This window comes from Pelagibius litoralis, from assembly GCF_011683915.1.
Classification (GTDB): Bacteria; Pseudomonadota; Alphaproteobacteria; order Kiloniellales; family Kiloniellaceae; genus Pelagibius; species Pelagibius litoralis.
This window is the reverse complement of sequence record NZ_JAAQPH010000036.1, coordinates 15,595-32,832: the sequence shown is the minus strand read 5'-3', so window position 1 is coordinate 32,832 and position 17,238 is coordinate 15,595. Positions and strand designations below refer to the sequence as shown.

General features: G+C 64.9%; 12 protein-coding genes and 1 pseudogene. 10 read left to right on the top strand and 3 right to left on the bottom strand.

Annotation, left to right across the window (positions count from 1 at the left end):
- Window positions 1-115: pseudogene (locus HBA54_RS27020) on the top strand (IS5/IS1182 family transposase); the annotation flags it as partial.
- A 90-nt stretch (window positions 116-205) separates the two neighbouring features.
- On the opposite strand, the gene acnA reads toward HBA54_RS27020, so the two are convergent.
- Window positions 206-2,878 carry an aconitate hydratase AcnA gene (gene acnA / locus HBA54_RS27015; RefSeq protein ID WP_167231280.1) on the bottom strand — a complete coding sequence of 891 codons (2,673 nt, stop codon included), beginning with the start codon at window positions 2,876-2,878 and terminating at the stop codon, window positions 206-208.
- A 454-nt stretch (window positions 2,879-3,332) separates the two neighbouring features.
- On the opposite strand from acnA, the gene HBA54_RS27010 reads away from it, so the two are divergent.
- Entirely contained in the window at window positions 3,333-4,745 is a 1,413-nt protein-coding gene (locus HBA54_RS27010) for a tetratricopeptide repeat protein (RefSeq protein ID WP_167231277.1), read from the top strand.
- A gap of 133 nt (window positions 4,746-4,878) precedes the next feature.
- Here the strand turns inward: HBA54_RS27010 and HBA54_RS27005 are convergent, their stop codons facing one another.
- Both HBA54_RS27005 and HBA54_RS27000 read right to left on the bottom strand, forming a co-directional pair.
- Window positions 4,879-5,658, bottom strand: a complete 780-nt coding sequence (locus HBA54_RS27005; RefSeq protein ID WP_167231274.1) for an alpha/beta fold hydrolase — start codon at window positions 5,656-5,658, stop codon at window positions 4,879-4,881.
- A complete protein-coding gene (locus HBA54_RS27000; protein ID WP_167231271.1) occupies window positions 5,659-6,540 on the bottom strand; it encodes a LysR family transcriptional regulator in 882 nt (293 codons plus the stop codon). It lies immediately after the preceding gene.
- Window positions 6,541-6,774: 234 nt separating this feature from the next.
- On the opposite strand from HBA54_RS27000, the gene HBA54_RS26995 reads away from it, so the two are divergent.
- The 8 genes from HBA54_RS26995 (at window position 6,775) to HBA54_RS26960 (ending at window position 17,141) form a co-directional block, all read left to right on the top strand.
- Window positions 6,775-8,274 carry a CoA-acylating methylmalonate-semialdehyde dehydrogenase gene (locus HBA54_RS26995; RefSeq protein WP_167231268.1) on the top strand — a complete coding sequence of 500 codons (1,500 nt, stop codon included), beginning with the start codon at window positions 6,775-6,777 and terminating at the stop codon, window positions 8,272-8,274.
- Window positions 8,275-8,542: 268 nt separating this feature from the next.
- Window positions 8,543-10,516 carry an AMP-binding protein gene (locus HBA54_RS26990; protein WP_167231265.1) on the top strand — a complete coding sequence of 658 codons (1,974 nt, stop codon included), beginning with the start codon at window positions 8,543-8,545 and terminating at the stop codon, window positions 10,514-10,516.
- Complete coding sequence (locus HBA54_RS26985) at window positions 10,516-11,346, top strand: ABC transporter ATP-binding protein (RefSeq protein ID WP_167231263.1); 831 nt, start codon at window positions 10,516-10,518, stop codon at window positions 11,344-11,346. Before HBA54_RS26990 ends, HBA54_RS26985 begins: the two co-directional genes overlap by 1 nt.
- 12 nt (window positions 11,347-11,358) lie before the next feature.
- Complete coding sequence (locus tag HBA54_RS26980) at window positions 11,359-12,375, top strand: branched-chain amino acid ABC transporter permease (RefSeq protein ID WP_167231260.1); 1,017 nt, start codon at window positions 11,359-11,361, stop codon at window positions 12,373-12,375.
- Window positions 12,376-12,390: 15 nt separating this feature from the next.
- Window positions 12,391-13,470: a branched-chain amino acid ABC transporter permease gene (locus tag HBA54_RS26975; RefSeq protein ID WP_167231257.1), complete on the top strand. Its 1,080-nt coding sequence runs from the start codon at window positions 12,391-12,393 to the stop codon at window positions 13,468-13,470.
- A gap of 123 nt (window positions 13,471-13,593) precedes the next feature.
- On the top strand, window positions 13,594-14,904 hold the full coding sequence (locus HBA54_RS26970; RefSeq protein WP_167231254.1) for an ABC transporter substrate-binding protein: 1,311 nt from the start codon (window positions 13,594-13,596) through the stop codon (window positions 14,902-14,904).
- 145 nt (window positions 14,905-15,049) lie between these two features.
- Window positions 15,050-15,895, top strand: a complete 846-nt coding sequence (locus tag HBA54_RS26965) for an ABC transporter ATP-binding protein (RefSeq protein ID WP_167231251.1) — start codon at window positions 15,050-15,052, stop codon at window positions 15,893-15,895.
- Window positions 15,896-15,905: 10 nt separating this feature from the next.
- Window positions 15,906-17,141: a phenylacetate--CoA ligase family protein gene (locus HBA54_RS26960; protein WP_167231248.1), complete on the top strand. Its 1,236-nt coding sequence runs from the start codon at window positions 15,906-15,908 to the stop codon at window positions 17,139-17,141.
- Window positions 17,142-17,238 lie beyond the last annotated feature (97 nt).

The following is a 17,238-nucleotide window of genomic DNA, read 5'->3' as shown; positions in this document are numbered from 1 at the left end:
CATGTTCTGTCGGCTCAAAGATTTCCGAAGAATCGCCACCCGATACGACAAACGCGCAGATACTTTCCTATCTGCCGTCTTCATCGCCGCAATCATCACATGGTGGCTCAATTGAGTCCTGACCCTAGTTGACATTCGTCCACATAAGAAAGGCCCCTGCCGTTGGCAGGGGCCTTTGTCGTTGCGGCTGATGGTGTAAGCGCGCTTACGCCGCCTTCATCAGGTTGCGCAGCACGTAGTGGAGGATGCCGCCGTTGCGGTAGTACTCGACCTCGTCGGCGGTATCGATGCGGCAGAGCAGGGGGACCTGCTCGCTGCTGCCGTCGGGGCGGTGGATGGTGAGCTGCAGGTCCATGCGCGGGGTGATGCCGCCGGCGACGCCGGAGAGGTCGAAGGTCTCCTCGCCCGTCAGCTTCAGGCTCTGGCGCGTCGTGCCGTCCTTGAACTGCAGCGGCAGCACGCCCATGCCGACGAGGTTGGAGCGGTGGATACGCTCGAAGCTCTCGACGATCACGGCCTTCACGCCCAGCAGGCGGGTGCCCTTGGCGGCCCAGTCGCGCGACGAGCCGGTGCCGTATTCCTTGCCGCCGAAGACCAGCAGCGGCACGCCGTCGTCGGCATACTTCATGGCGGCGTCGTAGATCGGCATCACCTTGCCCTCGGGCATGTACCTGGTGAAGCCGCCTTCGGTGCCCGCCGCCATCTCGTTCTTGATGCGGATGTTGGCGAAGGTGCCGCGCATCATGACCTGGTGGTTGCCGCGGCGTGAGCCGTAGGAGTTGAACTCGATCGGGCGCACCTGGTGTTCCACCAGGTACTCGCCGGCCGGGCTGTCCTTCTTGATCGCCCCGGCGGGGGAGATGTGATCGGTGGTGACCGAGTCGCCCAGGATCGCCAGGGCGCGGGCGCCGCTGACGTCGCCGATGGCCTCCGGCTCGGCCTTCATATCCTCGAAGAACGGCGGGTACTGCACATAGGTGCTGCCGTCGTTCCACAGATAGGTCATGCCGGAGCCGGCATCGATCTCCCGCCATTCCTTCGGGCCCTCGAAGACGTTGGCGTAGCGCGCCTCGAACATGGCCGGCGTCAGCGAATCGCCGATCACCGTCTCGATTTCCTTGTTGGTCGGCCAGATGTCCTTCAGGAACACCGGCTGGCCGTCGCTGCCGGTGCCCAGGGGATCGTTCAGCAGATCGACCTTCAGGGAGCCGGCCAGGGCATAGGCCACCACCAGCGGCGGCGAGGCCAGGTAGTTCAGCTTCACCATCGGGTGGACGCGGCCCTCGAAGTTGCGGTTGCCCGACAGCACGGCGGCGACCGAGATGTTGCCCTTGTCGATGGCGTCGCTGATCGGCTGGTCCAGCGGGCCGGAGTTGCCGATGCAGGTGGTGCAGCCGTAGCCGACGAGGTCGAAGCCCAGGGCGTCGAGTTCCTTCTGCAGGCCGGCGGCCTCCAGATAATCGGTCACCACCTGGCTGCCGGGGGCGAGGGAGGTCTTCACCCAGGGCTTGGTCATCAGGCCCTTTTCCCGCGCCTTCTTGGCCAGCAGGCCGGCGGCGACCAGCACCGAGGGGTTGGATGTATTGGTGCAGGAGGTGATGGCGGCGATCACCACATGGGCCGGCTCGACGCTGTAGTCGCCGCCCTCCACCGGCGTTGCCGTGCCGCTGCCCATGTCGGCCAGGGCCTTATCGGCGGAGGCCGACACGCCCGATAGAGCGACCCGGTCCTGCGGGCGCTTCGGCCCGGCCAGGCTGGGTTCGACAGCGCCGAGGTCGAGTTCCAGGCTGTCGGTGAAGATCGGGTCCGGGGTCGAGGCATCGCGCCACATGCCCTGGGCCTTGGCATAGGCTTCCACCAGGGCGACGCGTTCCGGATCGCGGCTGGTGAAGGTCAGGTAGCGGATGGTTTCCTCGTCGACCGGGAAGATGCCGCAGGTGGCGCCGTACTCCGGCGCCATGTTGGCGATGGTCGCCTGATCGGCCAGGGTCAGGTGGTCCAGGCCGGGGCCGTAGAATTCCACGAACTTGCCGACCACGCCCTTGGCGCGCAGCATCTGCACCACTGTCAGCACCAGGTCGGTGGCGGTGGTGCCTTCCTTCATGGCGCCGGTCAGCTTGAAGCCGACGACCTCGGGGATCAGCATGGAAACCGGCTGGCCCAGCATGGCCGCCTCGGCCTCGATGCCGCCGACGCCCCAGCCCAGGACCGAGAGGCCGTTGACCATGGTGGTGTGGCTGTCGGTGCCGACCAGGGTGTCGGGGTAGGCGACGGTCTTGCCGTCTTCGTCCTTGGTCCAGACGACCTGGGCCAGGTTTTCAAGATTGACCTGATGGCAGATACCCGTTCCCGGCGGCACCACGCGGAAGTTGTCGAAGGCGGACTGGCCCCAGCGCAGAAAGGCGTAGCGCTCGCCGTTGCGCTCGAACTCCATGTCGACGTTCTTCTTGAAGGCATCGGGGGTGCCGAAGCTGTCGACCATGACCGAGTGGTCGATCACAAGGTCGACCGGGGACAGCGGGTTGATCTTCTTGGGATCGCCGCCCAGCTTGGTCAGCGCCTCGCGCATCGCCGCCAGATCGACCACGGCGGGCACGCCGGTGAAGTCCTGCAGCAGCACGCGGGCCGGGCGGTAGGCGATCTCGCGGTCCGAGCGCCGGTCCTTCATCCAGGCGCCGATGGCGCGGATGTCGTCGGTGGTGACGCTGTTGCCGTCTTCGAAGCGCAGCAGGTTTTCCAGCAGCACCTTCATGCAGAACGGCAGGCGCGAGACGTCGCCCAGCTCGGCCGCGGCGGCCTCCAGGCTGTAGTAGCTGTAGGTCTTGGCGCCGACGGTGAGGTCGCGGCGGGTTTTCAGGGTATCTGTGGTGGTTGGCATGAGTCTCTCTCCTTTGCCGGTCTGTCGCGCCTGATTCTTGCGGCGCTTGATCTTTGGGCCATACCCGTCGGCTGCCTGCCGTCTCATTGCGGGCCTTAACTGCTGGCCAAAGGACGGCTTGGGCTTCGAGGGCATGCCCCGCGACCGGTTGCGACCGCTCCGCGGGAGCTCACGTAATGGGATACAGCGCTAAAATAGTCATCGCAGCCCGGATGTCCACGGTAATCCGGGGGAAACCGGGGGAAATCCCCAGTGAATTCCCAGGCATTTCCGATGAGATTCCCCTGGCGGGCCGCGGCTGACGGCAAAGACTGGCACAGACAGATTGCCATCCGGTTATCGGGCCGGGCCGCTTTCGGCCGGCGCTTCTTCGCAGTGGCGTTCCCGGCGGTTGATTGTTACTAGATTGAAATCGCCGCCTGCCTTTCCGTTCCAATCGGCCTGGGGGGCTTTGATGGACAGTGTTAGTGTTTTGGATTGGGCGGCTTTGGATTGGGTTGGGGCCAACCCGGTGGTTGCCGCCGTGTTGCTCATCCTTCTGGCCCTTGTCGTGCTGGTCTTCGGTGCGATCTTCGGCCCTTTCGGCAGGGGACGGGGTAGAAGCCGGGGGCGCAACGGTCTTCGCGACGACGGCGCCGTCGTGCGGCGGCATGACAGCGGCAGTTGGGCCAAGCAGACGGACGAACCCTCGGCCACCGCGGCGGAGGCCGACAGCATCGATTCAGAAGAGCTGGTCGGGCGCCTGCTGTCCAAGCGCGTGCCGGGGGCGGTGCCTGAAGTCGATCCGGCTAACGTGACGGCGGCGCGCAGCGGGCTGCTGAAAGCCGTTGAGGCGCTCAAGGCCCGTGCCGGTCGTGATCGGGAACCGGATCGTGCCGTTACGGCCCTGCGGCATCTGGGCGGCCGGCGGCTGGCGGCGGCGGAGACGATCTTTCGCGAGATCCTGGCGGAAAAACGGCAGGAACCCTTCGATGGCCAGCTGGAGGCTGCGGCGGCGGCCCGCCACCTCGGCGCCCTCGCCGTGCTTCACGACACCGCGGCGGCCCTGGCCGCCTACGAAGCGGCGGTGGAGCTTGATTCGCAGGACGCCGGCGCCCTCACCAGCCTGGGTGAGATCTACAGCGATCTTGGTCGCCCGGACGACGCCGAGCGGACCTTCGAGCAACTGCTTCGGATCGGCGATCTGCCTGACGATGACGAAGTCCAGCGCGCCATAGCGCTGGCCAGTCTTGCCCGCATCGCCCATCAGCGCGGTGATGCCGAACGGGCCCACGATCTCTACGAGCGGTCCATGAACCTGAGCCGGGACCTCGGTCACTTCGGTCATGTTGCCCTCAATCTCGGTAACCTGGGAATTCTCTTCTATGATGAAGGCAAATACGACCTTGCGGAGGAGATGCTGACCCAGGCCCTGGCGCTTGAAGACAACCTCGGCAACGAGGCTGCGATGATCACTGCGATGAACCACATGGGGCTGGTCCACAAGGCCCGTGGCGAGCTTGAGGCGGCCCAAGGGATGTTCGAAGAAACCATCGCCGTCGCCCGCCGGCATCAGGATCGCGATGGTGAGGGCTTCGGCGTTTTCAATCTCGCCAATCTCGCCGCGCAGCGTGGCGAGCGGAAGGAGGCATCGCGCCTCTACCACCAGCTGTTGACGCTGGCGGAGGCCTCCGGCGGCGCGCAGGCCATGGCCGCGGCGCGGGCCGGTCTTGGCGATCTCGCCGAGGAAAACGGCGACCTTGAAGCGGCACGGACGCAGTGGTCTGCGGCGCGCGACCTCTACCGGCAAGCGGGCGTCGACGCGCAGGTCGCTGCCATGGACGACATGCTGGCCAAGACGCAGAGGCCGCCTGTAAAGGGTGCTTAGAGCGTTTTCGACTTGCGTCGAATCGGTTCCGGCCCGCTCCCCCTCCCGGCCACCCCCAAATATCCCATGGGCGATTATCCTGGTGGGTGGCCGGGAGGGGGAGCGGGCCGGTGCCGTCTAAACCGAAAAGAATCTAGCCCGGCGGTTTCAGAAAGGCCTGGATCGTTTCGACCGTTTGCTGCGCCTGTTCCAGATGCGGGGCATGGCCGCAGGCAGGGAGCAGGTGGGTTTCGACCGGTCCGGCCACGCTTTCGGCGATGACCTCGACCTGTGCCGGGGAGCCATAGGCGTCGTCGGCGCCCTGGACCACCAGCACCGGGGCGGTGATCCCGGGCAGTTCGGCGCGCAGCTCACAGCCGTCGAAGCCGGGCCGCAGCCAGGTCTCCGCCCAGCCGCGCCAGAGGCTGTCGGTCTTGCCGCCGTGGTACCTGGCCAGGCGCTTTCGGATCTCACGCGCAGCGGGTTCGGTATCGGCGGCACGGATGCCCGCCAGGGTGACCCCCTCCACCATCACATGGGGCGCCAGGGCGATGCAGGCGGCGGTCCTGTCGGGAAAGGCGGCGGCGAACAGCAGGGCGATGGTCGCCCCGTCGGAATGGCCGAGCAGGATCGGCCTGGTGATCCCGGCGGCGGCCAGAACGGCGGGCAGCACGATCTCGGCCTCATGGCGCAGATAGGCATTGTCGCGCGGCAGGGTCAGGGGCGTGGAGCCGCCATGGCCCTGGCGCTCGTAGATCAGCGCCGGCAGGGCGCAGGCGGCGGCGAGGTCTTCGGGAAAGGCTTTCCACTGGCCGATGGAGCCCAGCGCCTCGTGCAGGAAAACCAGGGTCGGCCCGTTGGCGCAGCCCGCCGGCTGCAGCCGCCGAGCCGCCAGGCTGAGGCCGGCAGCTTCCAGCACGAAATCTTCTGCCACCTAGAAGATGTCCCGGTTCTCGCGCACCTCGGCGCGGATGAAGTCGATGGTTTCGCGCACCCGGCGCAGCGAGACGGTGTTCTCGTGGCTGACGATCCAGAAGGTGCGGGTCAGGGAAAAGCTTTTGCGCAGGACCTGTTGCAGGCCGCTTTGCTCGCCCGCCAGAAAGTCCGGCAGGATGCAGATCCCGGCCCCGGCCAGGGTGGCGTTCAACTGGGCGATCAGGTTGGTCGAGGAGATCTGCGGCACCACCTTGCGCCCCAGGATCGGCATGTAGTCCAGCTTGGGGTCGAAGATCAGGTCCGAGATGTAGCCGATCATGGTCTGCTGTTTCAGGTCCTCCAGCTGCTTGATCGGTGGATTCTCGCTCAGGTAGTCGCTGGAGGCGTAGAGGTGCAGCTGATAATCGGTCAGCTTGGCGATCATCAGGCGGCCGGACTTGGGCCGGGTGATGGCGATGGTCACGTCGGCTTCGCGCTTGGACAGGCTGAAGATCCGCGGCATGGCCACCAGCTGCAGCTCCAGCTTGGGGTGGCGGCGCGCCAGCTTGTGGATGCGCGGGGCCAGGAAGAAGCTGCCGAAACCGTCGGGCGCCCCCAGGCGCACCACCCCGTCCAGGGATTCGTCGCGGCCCTGCACCTGGGCCTGGGCCTCCAGGGTGGTGGTTTCCATGGCCTCGGCGGAGGGCAGCAGGCGCTGGCCGACCTCGGTCAGGCTGTAGCCCTTGGGGTTGCGGTCGAAAAGCTGCGCGTCCAGCGCCGCCTCCAGGGCGTGAATGCGCCGGGCCACGGTGGCGTTGTCGACCTTCAGGCCCTTGGCCGCCGTGGTCAGCTGGCCGGAGCGGGCCACCGCCAGAAAGAACTTCAAATCGTCCCACCGCATCGGGATTCCTCCAAGCCGCGCCCTGAAGGGCCGGTAAACCTTGCCCTAAGGGGCCGGGAAGTGCAGCATGATAAGAGGCTTTCTTGCAACCATGCTCCGCCGGTCTTTGCAGAAATGCAAAATGAAAATGACAAATTGGCGGTTTTGGGCGGCCTCAGTTTGTAATAACCAGTACAGTTCAGAAAACAAAGACGCGTAAACAGGCGCGGTCGTTTCAAGGGGAGGGCTTGCGAGATGCAGGAGCTCACGCATTTTATCGGCGGTCGGCACGTCAAAGGGACGAGCGGGCGCAGCGCTGAAGTTTTCAATCCCGCCACCGGTGAGGTGGAGAAGCGCACGCCGCTGGCCAGCGTCGAAGAGCTGGGCGCCGCCGTCGCCAACGCCAAGCAGGCCCAGCCGGCCTGGGCTGCGGTGAACCCGCAGCGCCGTGCCCGGGTGATGATGAAGTTCGTCGAGCTGCTGCACCGCGACATGGACAAGCTGGCCGAGGCGCTGTCGCGCGAACACGGCAAGACCCTGCCCGACGCCAAAGGCGATATCGTCCGCGGCCTGGAAGTGGCCGAGTTCTGTTTTGGTGCGCCGCATCACCTGAAGGGTGAATACACCGGCAACGCCGGGCCGGGCATCGATATGTATTCGATCCGCCAGCCGCTGGGTGTCGTCGCCGGTATTACGCCGTTCAATTTCCCGGCGATGATCCCGATGTGGAAGTTTTGCCCGGCCATCGTCGCGGGCAACGCCTTTATCCTGAAACCCTCGGAGCGCGATCCCTCGGTGCCGCTGATGCTGGCGGAACTGATGATGGAGGCCGGGCTGCCGGCCGGCATCCTGAATGTCGTCAACGGCGACAAGGAAGCCGTCGATGCGATCCTCGACCACCCGGATATCATGGCTGTGGGCTTCGTCGGCTCCACGCCGATCGCTGAACACGTCTATTCACGGGGTTGTGCGGCGGGCAAGCGGGTGCAGTGCTTCGGCGGCGCCAAGAACCACATGATCATCATGCCCGATGCGGATATGGATCAGGCGGTCGATGCCCTGATCGGCGCCGGTTATGGCGCGGCGGGCGAGCGCTGCATGGCGATCTCGGTGGCGGTTCCCGTGGGCGAGAAGACCGCCGATGCCCTGGTCGAGCGCCTGGTGCCGAGGGTCGAGGCGCTGAAAATCGCCCCCTATACCGCCGGCGACGACGTCGATATGGGTCCCCTGGTGACCGCTGCGGCGCGCGACCGGGTCGTCGGTCTGGTGGACAGCGGCGTCGCCCAGGGCGCCGAGCTGGCGGTCGACGGCCGCGGCTTTTCCATGCAGGGCTATGAGGATGGTTTCTTCGTCGGCGGCTGCCTTTTCGACAAGGTAACCACCGAGATGGACATCTATAAGCAGGAGATTTTCGGCCCGGTGCTCTCGGTGGTGCGCAGCAAGGACTACAGCGATGCCCTGGACCTGACGATGAAGAACCCCTACGGCAACGGCACGGCGATCTTCACCCGCGACGGCGATGCGGCGCGCGATTTCTGCGACCGGGTCAACGTCGGCATGGTGGGTGTGAACGTGCCGATCCCGGTGCCGCTGGCCTACTACACCTTCGGCGGCTGGAAGGCTTCGGGCTTCGGCGATCTGAACCAGCACGGGCCCGACGGGTTCCGCTTCTACACGCGGACCAAGACCGTGACCTCGCGCTGGCCGTCCGGTGTGAAGGAAGGGGCCAACTTCTCAATCCCGACGATGGGTTGAGGAAGCGTTTCGGAAGGACCCGCAACCAGCGGGCAGGAACCGTTAGAGTATTGATTTTTCGGCCAGTAAAAGCTTAGGTAGTAAGAATTCCCGGGCGGACAAGAACCGCATGCAGACAAACAAAAAGAACCGGGAAACATGAACGGGAGGCCCAGCGGCATGATGGCAAAACCATCGACGCTGTGCGCGGGAATGACGGCCAAAGGGTTTGGCATCGGAACTGCTGCGCGCGGTACGACCGCTCCTTCAGGGAAGCGGGGTGCAGGACATGACTGAGGTTCGTCTGCCGCCGGCAGAACTCGACACCTTTCCCAAGCTGCTGGAATTCCACGCCGCGCAGCGGCCCGGCCGCCCGGCGATCCGCGAAAAGGACTTCGGCATCTGGCAGACCCATACCTGGGGCCAGGTTGCCGAAGAGGTGCGCAATCTCGCCGCCGGCCTGCTGTCCCTCGGGGTCAAGCGCGGCGACAAGGTGGCCATCGTCGGCGACAACCGTCCGCGTCTCTATTGGACCATGACGGCCGCCCAGGCGATCGGCGCCGTACCGGTGCCGCTCTATCAGGATTCGGTGGCCAAGGAGATGGCCTACGTGGTGGAGCACGCCGAGGCGCGCTTTGCCGTGGTGGAGGACCAGGAGCAGGTCGACAAGCTGCTGGAAATCCACGAAGGCTGCCCCGGCCTGACCCAGATCGTCTATGACGAAGCCCGCGGGATGCGCCACTACACCCAACCCTTCCTGCACCACTTCGATGCGGTGCAGGCCGAAGGGCGCGACTACAACAGGATCCATCCGGATTTCTATGCCGAGGAAATCGCCAGGGGGAAGGGCGCGGACCCTGCGATCATTCTCTATACCTCGGGCACCACCGGGACGCCCAAGGGCGTAATCCTCAGCTTCGACAACGTGGTCAAGACGGCGGCCAACGGCGTGAAGCTGGAGGGGCTGACCGATGCCGACGAGTCCCTGGCCTATCTGCCGATGGCCTGGGTCGGCGATCACATCTTCTCCTACGGCCAGAGCTATGTCGCCGGCTTCTGCGTCGCCTGTCCGGAATCCAGCGAGACGGTGATGCATGACATGCGCGAACTGGGGCCGACCTATTTCTTCGCGCCGCCGCGGATCTTCGAGAACATCCTGACCACGGTGATGATCCGTATGGAGGATGCGAGCTGGGTGAAGCGCGGTATCTTCCGGTACTTCATGGAAATCGCGCGCCGCTCCGGCACCAAAATCCTCGACGGCAAGCCGGTCGGCCCGGGGGAGCGGCTGCTCTATGCCCTCGGCCAGATTCTGATTTATGGGCCCCTGAAGAACACCCTGGGGTTCACCCGCATCCGTCTGGCCTATACCGCGGGTGAGGCGATCGGCCCGGATATCTTCGATTTCTATCGCTCCCTGGGCATCAACCTGAAGCAGCTCTATGGCTCCACCGAAGCCAGTGTCTTCATCACCATTCAGCCTGATGGAGAGATCGAGGCCGATACCGTAGGCAAGCCCGCTCTGGGCGTGGAGATCAAGATCGCCGACAACGGCGAGGTGATGTTCCGCGGGCCCGGCGTCTTCGTCGAGTACTTCAAGAACCCGGAGGCGACGACCGAAACCAAGACGGCCGATGGCTGGGTGCATACCGGCGATGCCGGTTTCTTCGCCGACAACGGCCATCTGAAGATCATCGACCGCGCCAAGGATGTCGGCCGGGTGAACGACGGCGGGCTCTTTGCGCCCAAGTATGTCGAGAACAAGCTGAAGTTCTTCCCCGATATCAAAGAGGCGGTGGCCTACGGGCACGAGCGCGATTTCTGCACCGCCTTCATCAACATCGATCTGGTGGCGGTGGGCAGCTGGGCGGAACGCAACAACGTCGCTTACGGCAGCTATCAGGAACTGGCGGCCAATCCCCAGGTAATCGAGATCGTCCGCGGGCACATCGAAAAGGTGAACCGCGATCTGGCCGCCGACCCGCAGCTGGCGAGCTGTCAGATCCGGCGCTTTCTGATCCTGCACAAGGAACTGGATGCCGATGACGGCGAGCTGACCCGCACCCGCAAGGTGCGCCGCCGCTTCGTTGCCGAGCGCTACGAATCCCTGATCGAGGCGCTCTATACCGGCGCCGAAACCGCCTACATCGAAACCGAGGTCACTTTCGAAGACGGCCGCAAGGGCACCATCAAGGCGGACCTGCAGGTGGTCGACGTGGGGGTTGAACCCCTGCCCGCGGCGACGATGAAGAAGGCAAGCTGATGGTGGAAACCCTGGCCTCTGAAGGCGTGGCGGAACACCAGAGCGCGCCGCGGAAGAAGATCGGCGAGACGCTTCTGCGGGCCGACAACATCACCCTTGCCTTCGGTGGCGTGAAGGCGCTGACCGATATCAGCTTCGAAGTCCGCGAACACGAGATCCTGGCGATCATCGGCCCCAACGGCGCCGGCAAGACCTCCATGCTGAACGTCATCAACGGGTTCTATCATCCGCAGCAGGGCCGCATCATGTACCTCGGCGCCGAGCGGCGGGCCATGCGCCCGCACCTGGCGGCGCGCCAGGGTATCGCCCGGACCTTTCAGAACGTGGCGCTGTTCAAGGGCATGTCGACCCTCGACAACATCATGACCGGGCGTGTCCTGAAGATGAAAAGCAACATCTTCCAGCAGGCCATCTTCTGGGGCGCCAACCAGCGCGAGGAGATCGCCCATCGCGAGGTGGTTGAGAAGATCATCGACTTCCTGGAGATCGAGGCGATCCGCAAGACCCCGGTGGGGCGTCTGCCTTATGGCCTGCAAAAGCGCGTCGAGCTGGCGCGAGCGCTCGCCATGGAGCCCAAGCTGCTGCTGCTCGACGAACCCATGGCCGGCATGAACGTGGAGGAGAAGGAGGATATGTGCCGCTTCATCCTCGACGTGAACGACGAGTTCGGCACCACCATCGCCCTCATCGAACACGACATGGGGGTGGTGATGGACATCTCGGACCGTGTGGTGGTGCTGGACTACGGCCGCAAGCTGGCCGACGGCACCCCGGACGAGGTGCGCGCCAATCAAGACGTCATCGATGCCTATCTCGGCGTCAGTCATTAGGAGGGGGCAGAGATGAACCCGACAGCCCTGCGTTTTGGCATCTGGATCGTTGCCACGCCGCTTTTGATCGCCGCCCTGGGCCTCGGCTTTCAAGGCCTGGCCGCCGTTGATTCATCGCTGTTCTTCGCCTGGGGTTATTTCATCGAGGTGCTGATCGCCGGCCTGCTGCAGGGGGTCATGTATTCCCTGGTGGCGCTGGGCTTCGTGCTGATCTTCAAGGCCTCCGGCATCTTCAATTTCGCCCAGGGCTCGATGGTGCTCTTCGCGGCCTTGACCATGGTCGGCTTCATCGAGATGGGCCTGCACTGGACCCTGGCTTTCATCGTCACCGCCGGTGTCATGGTGCTGCTCGCCCTGGTGATCGAGCGGGTCGTCCTGCGGCCCCTGGTGAACCAGCCGCACATCATTCTTTTCATGGCCACCATCGGCATCTTCTATTTCCTCGACGGTTTCGGGCAGACGCTCTGGGGCTCCGACGTGAAGGTACTGGATATCGGCATTTCGAAAGCGCCGATCATCATCGCCGAAGGTATTTTCGAAAACGGCCTGCTGATCAATTCCTTCGATCTGGTGGCGGCCCTGGTCGGCGCGGTGCTGGTGGCGGTGCTGGCGATCTTTTTCCAGTACACCCGGGTCGGCCGCGCCCTGCGCGCGGTGGCCGACGATCATCAGGCGGCGCTTTCGGTGGGCATCCCGCTGAAGACCATCTGGGCCATCGTCTGGTCGGTCGCCGGCATCGTCGCGCTGGTCGCCGGCATCATGTGGGGCTCCAAGGCCGGGGTGCAGTTCTCCCTGGCGCTGATCGCGCTGAAGGCCCTGCCGGTGCTGATCCTCGGCGGCTTTACCTCGATCCCCGGGGCGATCATCGGCGGCCTTATCATCGGCGCCGGCGAGCAGGTGGCGGAGGTTTTCCTGGGGCCGCTCTTCGGCGGCGCCATTCAGGACTGGTTCGCCTACATGTTGGCCCTGGTCTTCCTGCTGTTCCGGCCCCAGGGTCTGTTCGGCGAAAAAATCATCGAGCGGATATAGGACGGGCCGGAAACCATGCTCTATCGCGAAGCCGGACAGTTCAAAACCAGTTATGGCGCCGATCAGGCGATCTTCCCGATCCGCCAGGACCAGATCGCCATCGCCCTGATGGCCGCGCTTGCGGTGCTGGCGGTGCCGGCGCTGGCCAGCGAGTACTTCCTGGAAACCATCTTCGTGCCTTTCCTGGTTTTCGCCATGGCGGCGCTGGGCCTCAATATCCTGACCGGTTACTGCGGGCAGCTGTCGCTGGGCACCGGCGGCTTCATGGCCTGCGGCGCGTTCTTCTCCTACAAGCTGACCGTCGCCTTTCCGGAACTGCACATCGTCCTGGTCTTCCTGCTGGCCGGTTTCGGGACGGCCGGGGTCGGCGTGCTCTTCGGGCTGCCGTCCCTGCGCATCAAGGGTTTCTACCTGGCGGTGGCGACCCTGGCAGCCCAGTTCTTCCTGGTCTGGATGTTCAACAAGTTCGACTGGTGGACCAATTACAGCTCCTCCGGCGTGATCTCGGCGCCGCCGCGCGAGCTTTTCCCCGGCATCTTCATCACCGGCACCCAGGCGGACCCGGTCACCAAGTACCTTTTCCTGCTCGGCTTCGTCGCGCTGCTGGCGCTGGTCGCCAAGAACCTGGTGCGCAGCCGCATCGGCCGCACCTGGATGGCGATCCGCGATATGGACATCGCCGCGGAGATCATCGGCATCCGCCCGCTCTGGGCGAAGCTCTCGGCCTTTGCCGTCAGCTCGTTTTACATCGGCATCTCCGGCGCGCTCTGGGCCTTCGTCTACACCGGCTCGGTCGAGGCCCTGGCCTTTGAGATCAACCGCTCCTTCCAGGTGCTGTTCATGATCATCATCGGCGGGCTGGGCTCGATCCTCGGCTCCTTCCTCGGCGCAGCCTTCATCGTGCTTCTGCCGATTCTCCTGAACAACGGCATGCTGGCGGTCGATCCGACGATCTCCACGGCGCTGGTGTCGCATATCGAGTTCATGATTTTCGGAGCGCTGATCATCTTCTTCCTGATCGTCGAGCCGCACGGCCTGGCCAGGCTCTGGCAGATCGCCAAGGAGAAACTGCGTCTCTGGCCCTTCCCTTACTAGGGACGGCGCCCAAGTGTTTGGTAAGGCCGGGGCCTCGGCGGTTCCCCGGCACAAAGAAAAGGCAATCCGCCAAGGGCGAGAAAGACATCGCCCGTTGAACGTAAACAAGGGAGGTTTAGACGGATGAATTTCAAGGCTCTCGGTTTGGCCGCGCTGGGCGCGGCAGCCATGGCGACCGCTGCGGCTTTTCCCGCCAGCGCCGCCGACAAGCAGTTCGTGCCCGGGCTGATGTACCGCTCGGGCCCCTATGCGCCGAACGGCATTCCCTTCGCCAACGGCTTCAGCGACTATTTCCGGATGATCAACGCCAAGGGCGGGATCAACGGCGTGATGATCGAATACGAGGAATGCGACACCGCGTACAACAACGACCGCGGCGTCGAATGCTACGAGCGACTGAAGCGCCCCGGCGCGGCGGCGATCACGCCGCTCTCCACCGGCATCACCTATGCCCTGATCGACCGGGCGACGGCCGATAAGATTCCCGTGCTCTCCATGGGTTACGGGCGCACCGCCGGTTCCGACGGTACGGTCTTCCCCTATGTCTTCACGCTGCCGGCGACCTATTGGTCCGGCGCCGACGTGATCGTGAACTACATCGCCCAGAAAGAAGGCGGCTACGACAAGCTGAAGGGCAAGAAGATCGCCCTGGTCTATCACGACTCCGCCTATGGCAAGGAGCCGATTGGCACGCTTGAGGCGCTGGCCGAGAAGCACGGTTTCTCGTTCCATCCCTTCCCGGTTGCCCATCCCGGCCTGGAACAGAAGGCCACCTGGCTGCAGATCGGCCGTCAGGTGCGTCCTGACTGGACCGCCATGTGGGGCTGGGGCGTGATGAACTCCACGGCGATCAAGGAAGCGGCCGCCGTCGGCTATCCGATGGAGAAGTTCATCGGCATCTGGTGGTCCGGCTCCGAGCAGGATGTTACCCCGGCGGGCGCCCAGGCGGTCGGCTACAAGTCGCTGAACTTCCACGGCACCGGCACCGACTTTCCGGCGATCCAGGACATCCTGAAGCTGGTCCACGATGCCGGCAACGGCACCGGCCCGCGTGAAGAGGTCGGCACCGTGCTCTACAATCGCGGCGTGATGAACGCGGCGGTGATCAGCGAGGCGATCCTGACCGCCCAGGGCATGCATGGTGAGAAGCCGCTGACCGGCGAACAGATCCGCGACGGCTTCGAGGCCCTGAACATCGACGAGGCCCGACTGCAGGCCAAGGGTATGGCCGGCTTCATGGAGCCGATCAAGATCACCTGCGCTGATCATGAAGGCACCGGCCGCGCTTATGTGCAGCAGTGGGACGGTTCCGCCTGGACGGCGGTTTCCGAATGGGTCGAGCCGAACCGTGAAGGTCTGCTGCGGCCGATGATCGAAAAAGCCGCCGCCGACTACGCGGCAGAGAAGGGGATCACCCCCCGTGACTGCAACTAGGCGATCCTAAGCGTAAAGATCGGAGAACAGAGGGTTGCGAGGGGGCGGTCGCCGGTGGCTGTCCCCCAGCGCCTTCTCAAGACGCGGCGTCAGAAAGTCTAGCGAAGAACCCGATGCGTATTGCGAAGCTGGAGCCGAAGAGACCATGAGCGAAGCCCTGGACCTGCAGAACGAAACCCGGCCCGATACGGCGGCGCCGGTTCTCGCGGTGAACAATATCGAGGTGATCTACGATCACGTGATCCTGGTGTTGAAAGGTGTCTCGCTGGAGGTGCCGCTCGGCGGCATCGTGGCCCTGCTGGGGGCCAACGGCGCCGGCAAGACGACCACCCTGAAAGCGATTTCCAACCTGCTGCGCGCCGAGCGCGGCGAGGTCACCAAGGGGTCCATTGAATTCGAGGGTGCGCGGGTCGACGCGCTGACCCCCAACGATCTGGTGAAGACCGGCGTGGTGCAGGTGATGGAAGGGCGCCACTGCTTCGAACACCTGACCATCGAAGAGAACCTGATGACCGGCGCCTACACCCGTCGCGACGGGCGCGGTGCGGTCGCTGCCGACCTGGAGCTGGTCTACGACTATTTCCCGCGGCTGCGCGAACGCCGTGGCTCCATGGCCGGCTATACCTCCGGCGGCGAACAGCAGATGTGCGCCATCGGCCGGGCCTTGATGTGCCGGCCCAAGATGATCCTGCTCGACGAACCCTCCATGGGTCTCGCCCCGCAGCTCGTCGAAGTGATCTTCGAAACGGTGAAGCGGCTGAACGAGCAGGAAGGCGTCTCCTTCCTGCTGGCCGAGCAGAATACCAACGTGGCGCTGCGCTACGCGCGCTACGGCTACATCCTGGAAAGCGGCCGCGTGGTGCTGGACGGCGATGCCGAGAAACTGCGCGAGAACGAGGACGTGAAGGAATTCTATCTCGGTCTCTCCTCCAGCGGGCGCAAGTCCTACCGCGACGTGAAGCACTACAAGCGCCGCAAGCGCTGGCTCTAGGGTTTTCTCCATGGACAATTACGACGATCTCGAGACCCGCTCGCCTGAGGCGCGCGAAGCGGCCTTGATGGCTGCCCTGCCGGGCACTGTCGCGCAGGCAAAGGAAAAGGCCGGGGGCTTCGGCGACATCCTGGCCGAGGTTGACCCCGTCGCGGTTACGGACCGGGCCGCGCTGGCCGCCCTGCCGGTGACCCGCAAGTCGGATCTGATCGAACGCCAGCAGGCTGTGCCGCCCTTCGGCGGTCTGGCGGCGCTCGCCCCCGGAGAGACGGCGCACATTTTCATGTCGCCCGGCCCGATCTATGAGTTCGAGACCGCGCGTAAGGGCTTCTGGCGCCTGGAGCGCGCCCTCTTCGCCGCCGGCTTTCGCGCCGGCGACATCGTGCACAACTGCTTTGCCTATCACCTGACCCCCGGCGGCTGGATGCTGGACGGTGCGGCCCGCGGCCTCGGCTGTGCGGTCATTCCCGGCGGTGTCGGCAACAGCGAGCACCAGGTCCAGGCCATCGCCCATCTGCGCCCCTCCGCCTATACCGGCACGCCTGATTTCCTGAAGGTGCTGCTCGACAAGGGCGACGAGCTGGGCCTCGATTGCAGCTCCATCACCCGGGCGCTGGTCTCCGGCGGCGCGCTGTTTCCCGAGATGCGTCAGGCCTATGCGGACCGCGGCGTTGCCGTGCTGCAGTGCTATGCGACGGCGGACCTGGGCCTCATTGCCTATGAGTCGGAAGCCCGCGAGGGCATGATCCTGGACGAGGAGATTATCGTCGAGATCCTGCGCCCCGGCACCGGCGATCCGCTGCCCGAGGGCGAGGTCGGCGAGGTGGTGGTGACCACCCTGAACCCGGACTATCCGCTGGTGCGCTTTGCCACCGGTGACCTCTCGGCGATCCTGCCGGGGACCAGCCCCTGCGGGCGGACCGCGCCGCGCATCAAGGGCTGGCTGGGCCGCGCCGACCAGGCGACCAAGGTGAAGGGCATGTTCGTCCAACCGGGCCAGGTGGCGGCGGTGCTGAAGCGTCACGGCGAGATCGGCCGCGCCCGCCTGGTGGTCACCCGCGACGGCGACAGCGACGCCATGACCCTGCAGTGCGAAGTCGAGACCGCAGATGATGCCGGCCTGATCGCCGCCATCGCAGAGAGCCTGCAGGCCTGCTGCAAGCTGAAGGGCGCGGTCGAGGCCGTCGCCCCCGGCAGTCTGCCCAACGACGGCAAGATCATCGACGACCAGCGCAGCTACAGTTAGGCGCTCTCCTAATCTAGCCGCCTCGCACCGCCGGTCATCCCGGACTTGATCCGGGATCCATGCTTCCGCCCGCCCGGACACTTCCGATAGTAATCGC

Coding starts and splice junctions, on each gene's coding strand:
- HBA54_RS26965 (WP_167231251.1), top strand. CDS start 15,050: ATGAGCGAAGCCCTGGACCTGCAGAACGAAACCCGGCCCGATACGGCG.
- acnA (WP_167231280.1), bottom strand. CDS start 2,878: ATGCCAACCACCACAGATACCCTGAAAACCCGCCGCGACCTCACCGTC.
- HBA54_RS26970 (WP_167231254.1), top strand. CDS start 13,594: ATGAATTTCAAGGCTCTCGGTTTGGCCGCGCTGGGCGCGGCAGCCATG.
- HBA54_RS27010 (WP_167231277.1), top strand. CDS start 3,333: ATGGACAGTGTTAGTGTTTTGGATTGGGCGGCTTTGGATTGGGTTGGG.
- HBA54_RS26990 (WP_167231265.1), top strand. CDS start 8,543: ATGACTGAGGTTCGTCTGCCGCCGGCAGAACTCGACACCTTTCCCAAG.
- HBA54_RS26995 (WP_167231268.1), top strand. CDS start 6,775: ATGCAGGAGCTCACGCATTTTATCGGCGGTCGGCACGTCAAAGGGACG.
- HBA54_RS26960 (WP_167231248.1), top strand. CDS start 15,906: ATGGACAATTACGACGATCTCGAGACCCGCTCGCCTGAGGCGCGCGAA.
- HBA54_RS27000 (WP_167231271.1), bottom strand. CDS start 6,540: ATGCGGTGGGACGATTTGAAGTTCTTTCTGGCGGTGGCCCGCTCCGGC.
- HBA54_RS26975 (WP_167231257.1), top strand. CDS start 12,391: ATGCTCTATCGCGAAGCCGGACAGTTCAAAACCAGTTATGGCGCCGAT.
- HBA54_RS26985 (WP_167231263.1), top strand. CDS start 10,516: ATGGTGGAAACCCTGGCCTCTGAAGGCGTGGCGGAACACCAGAGCGCG.
- HBA54_RS26980 (WP_167231260.1), top strand. CDS start 11,359: ATGAACCCGACAGCCCTGCGTTTTGGCATCTGGATCGTTGCCACGCCG.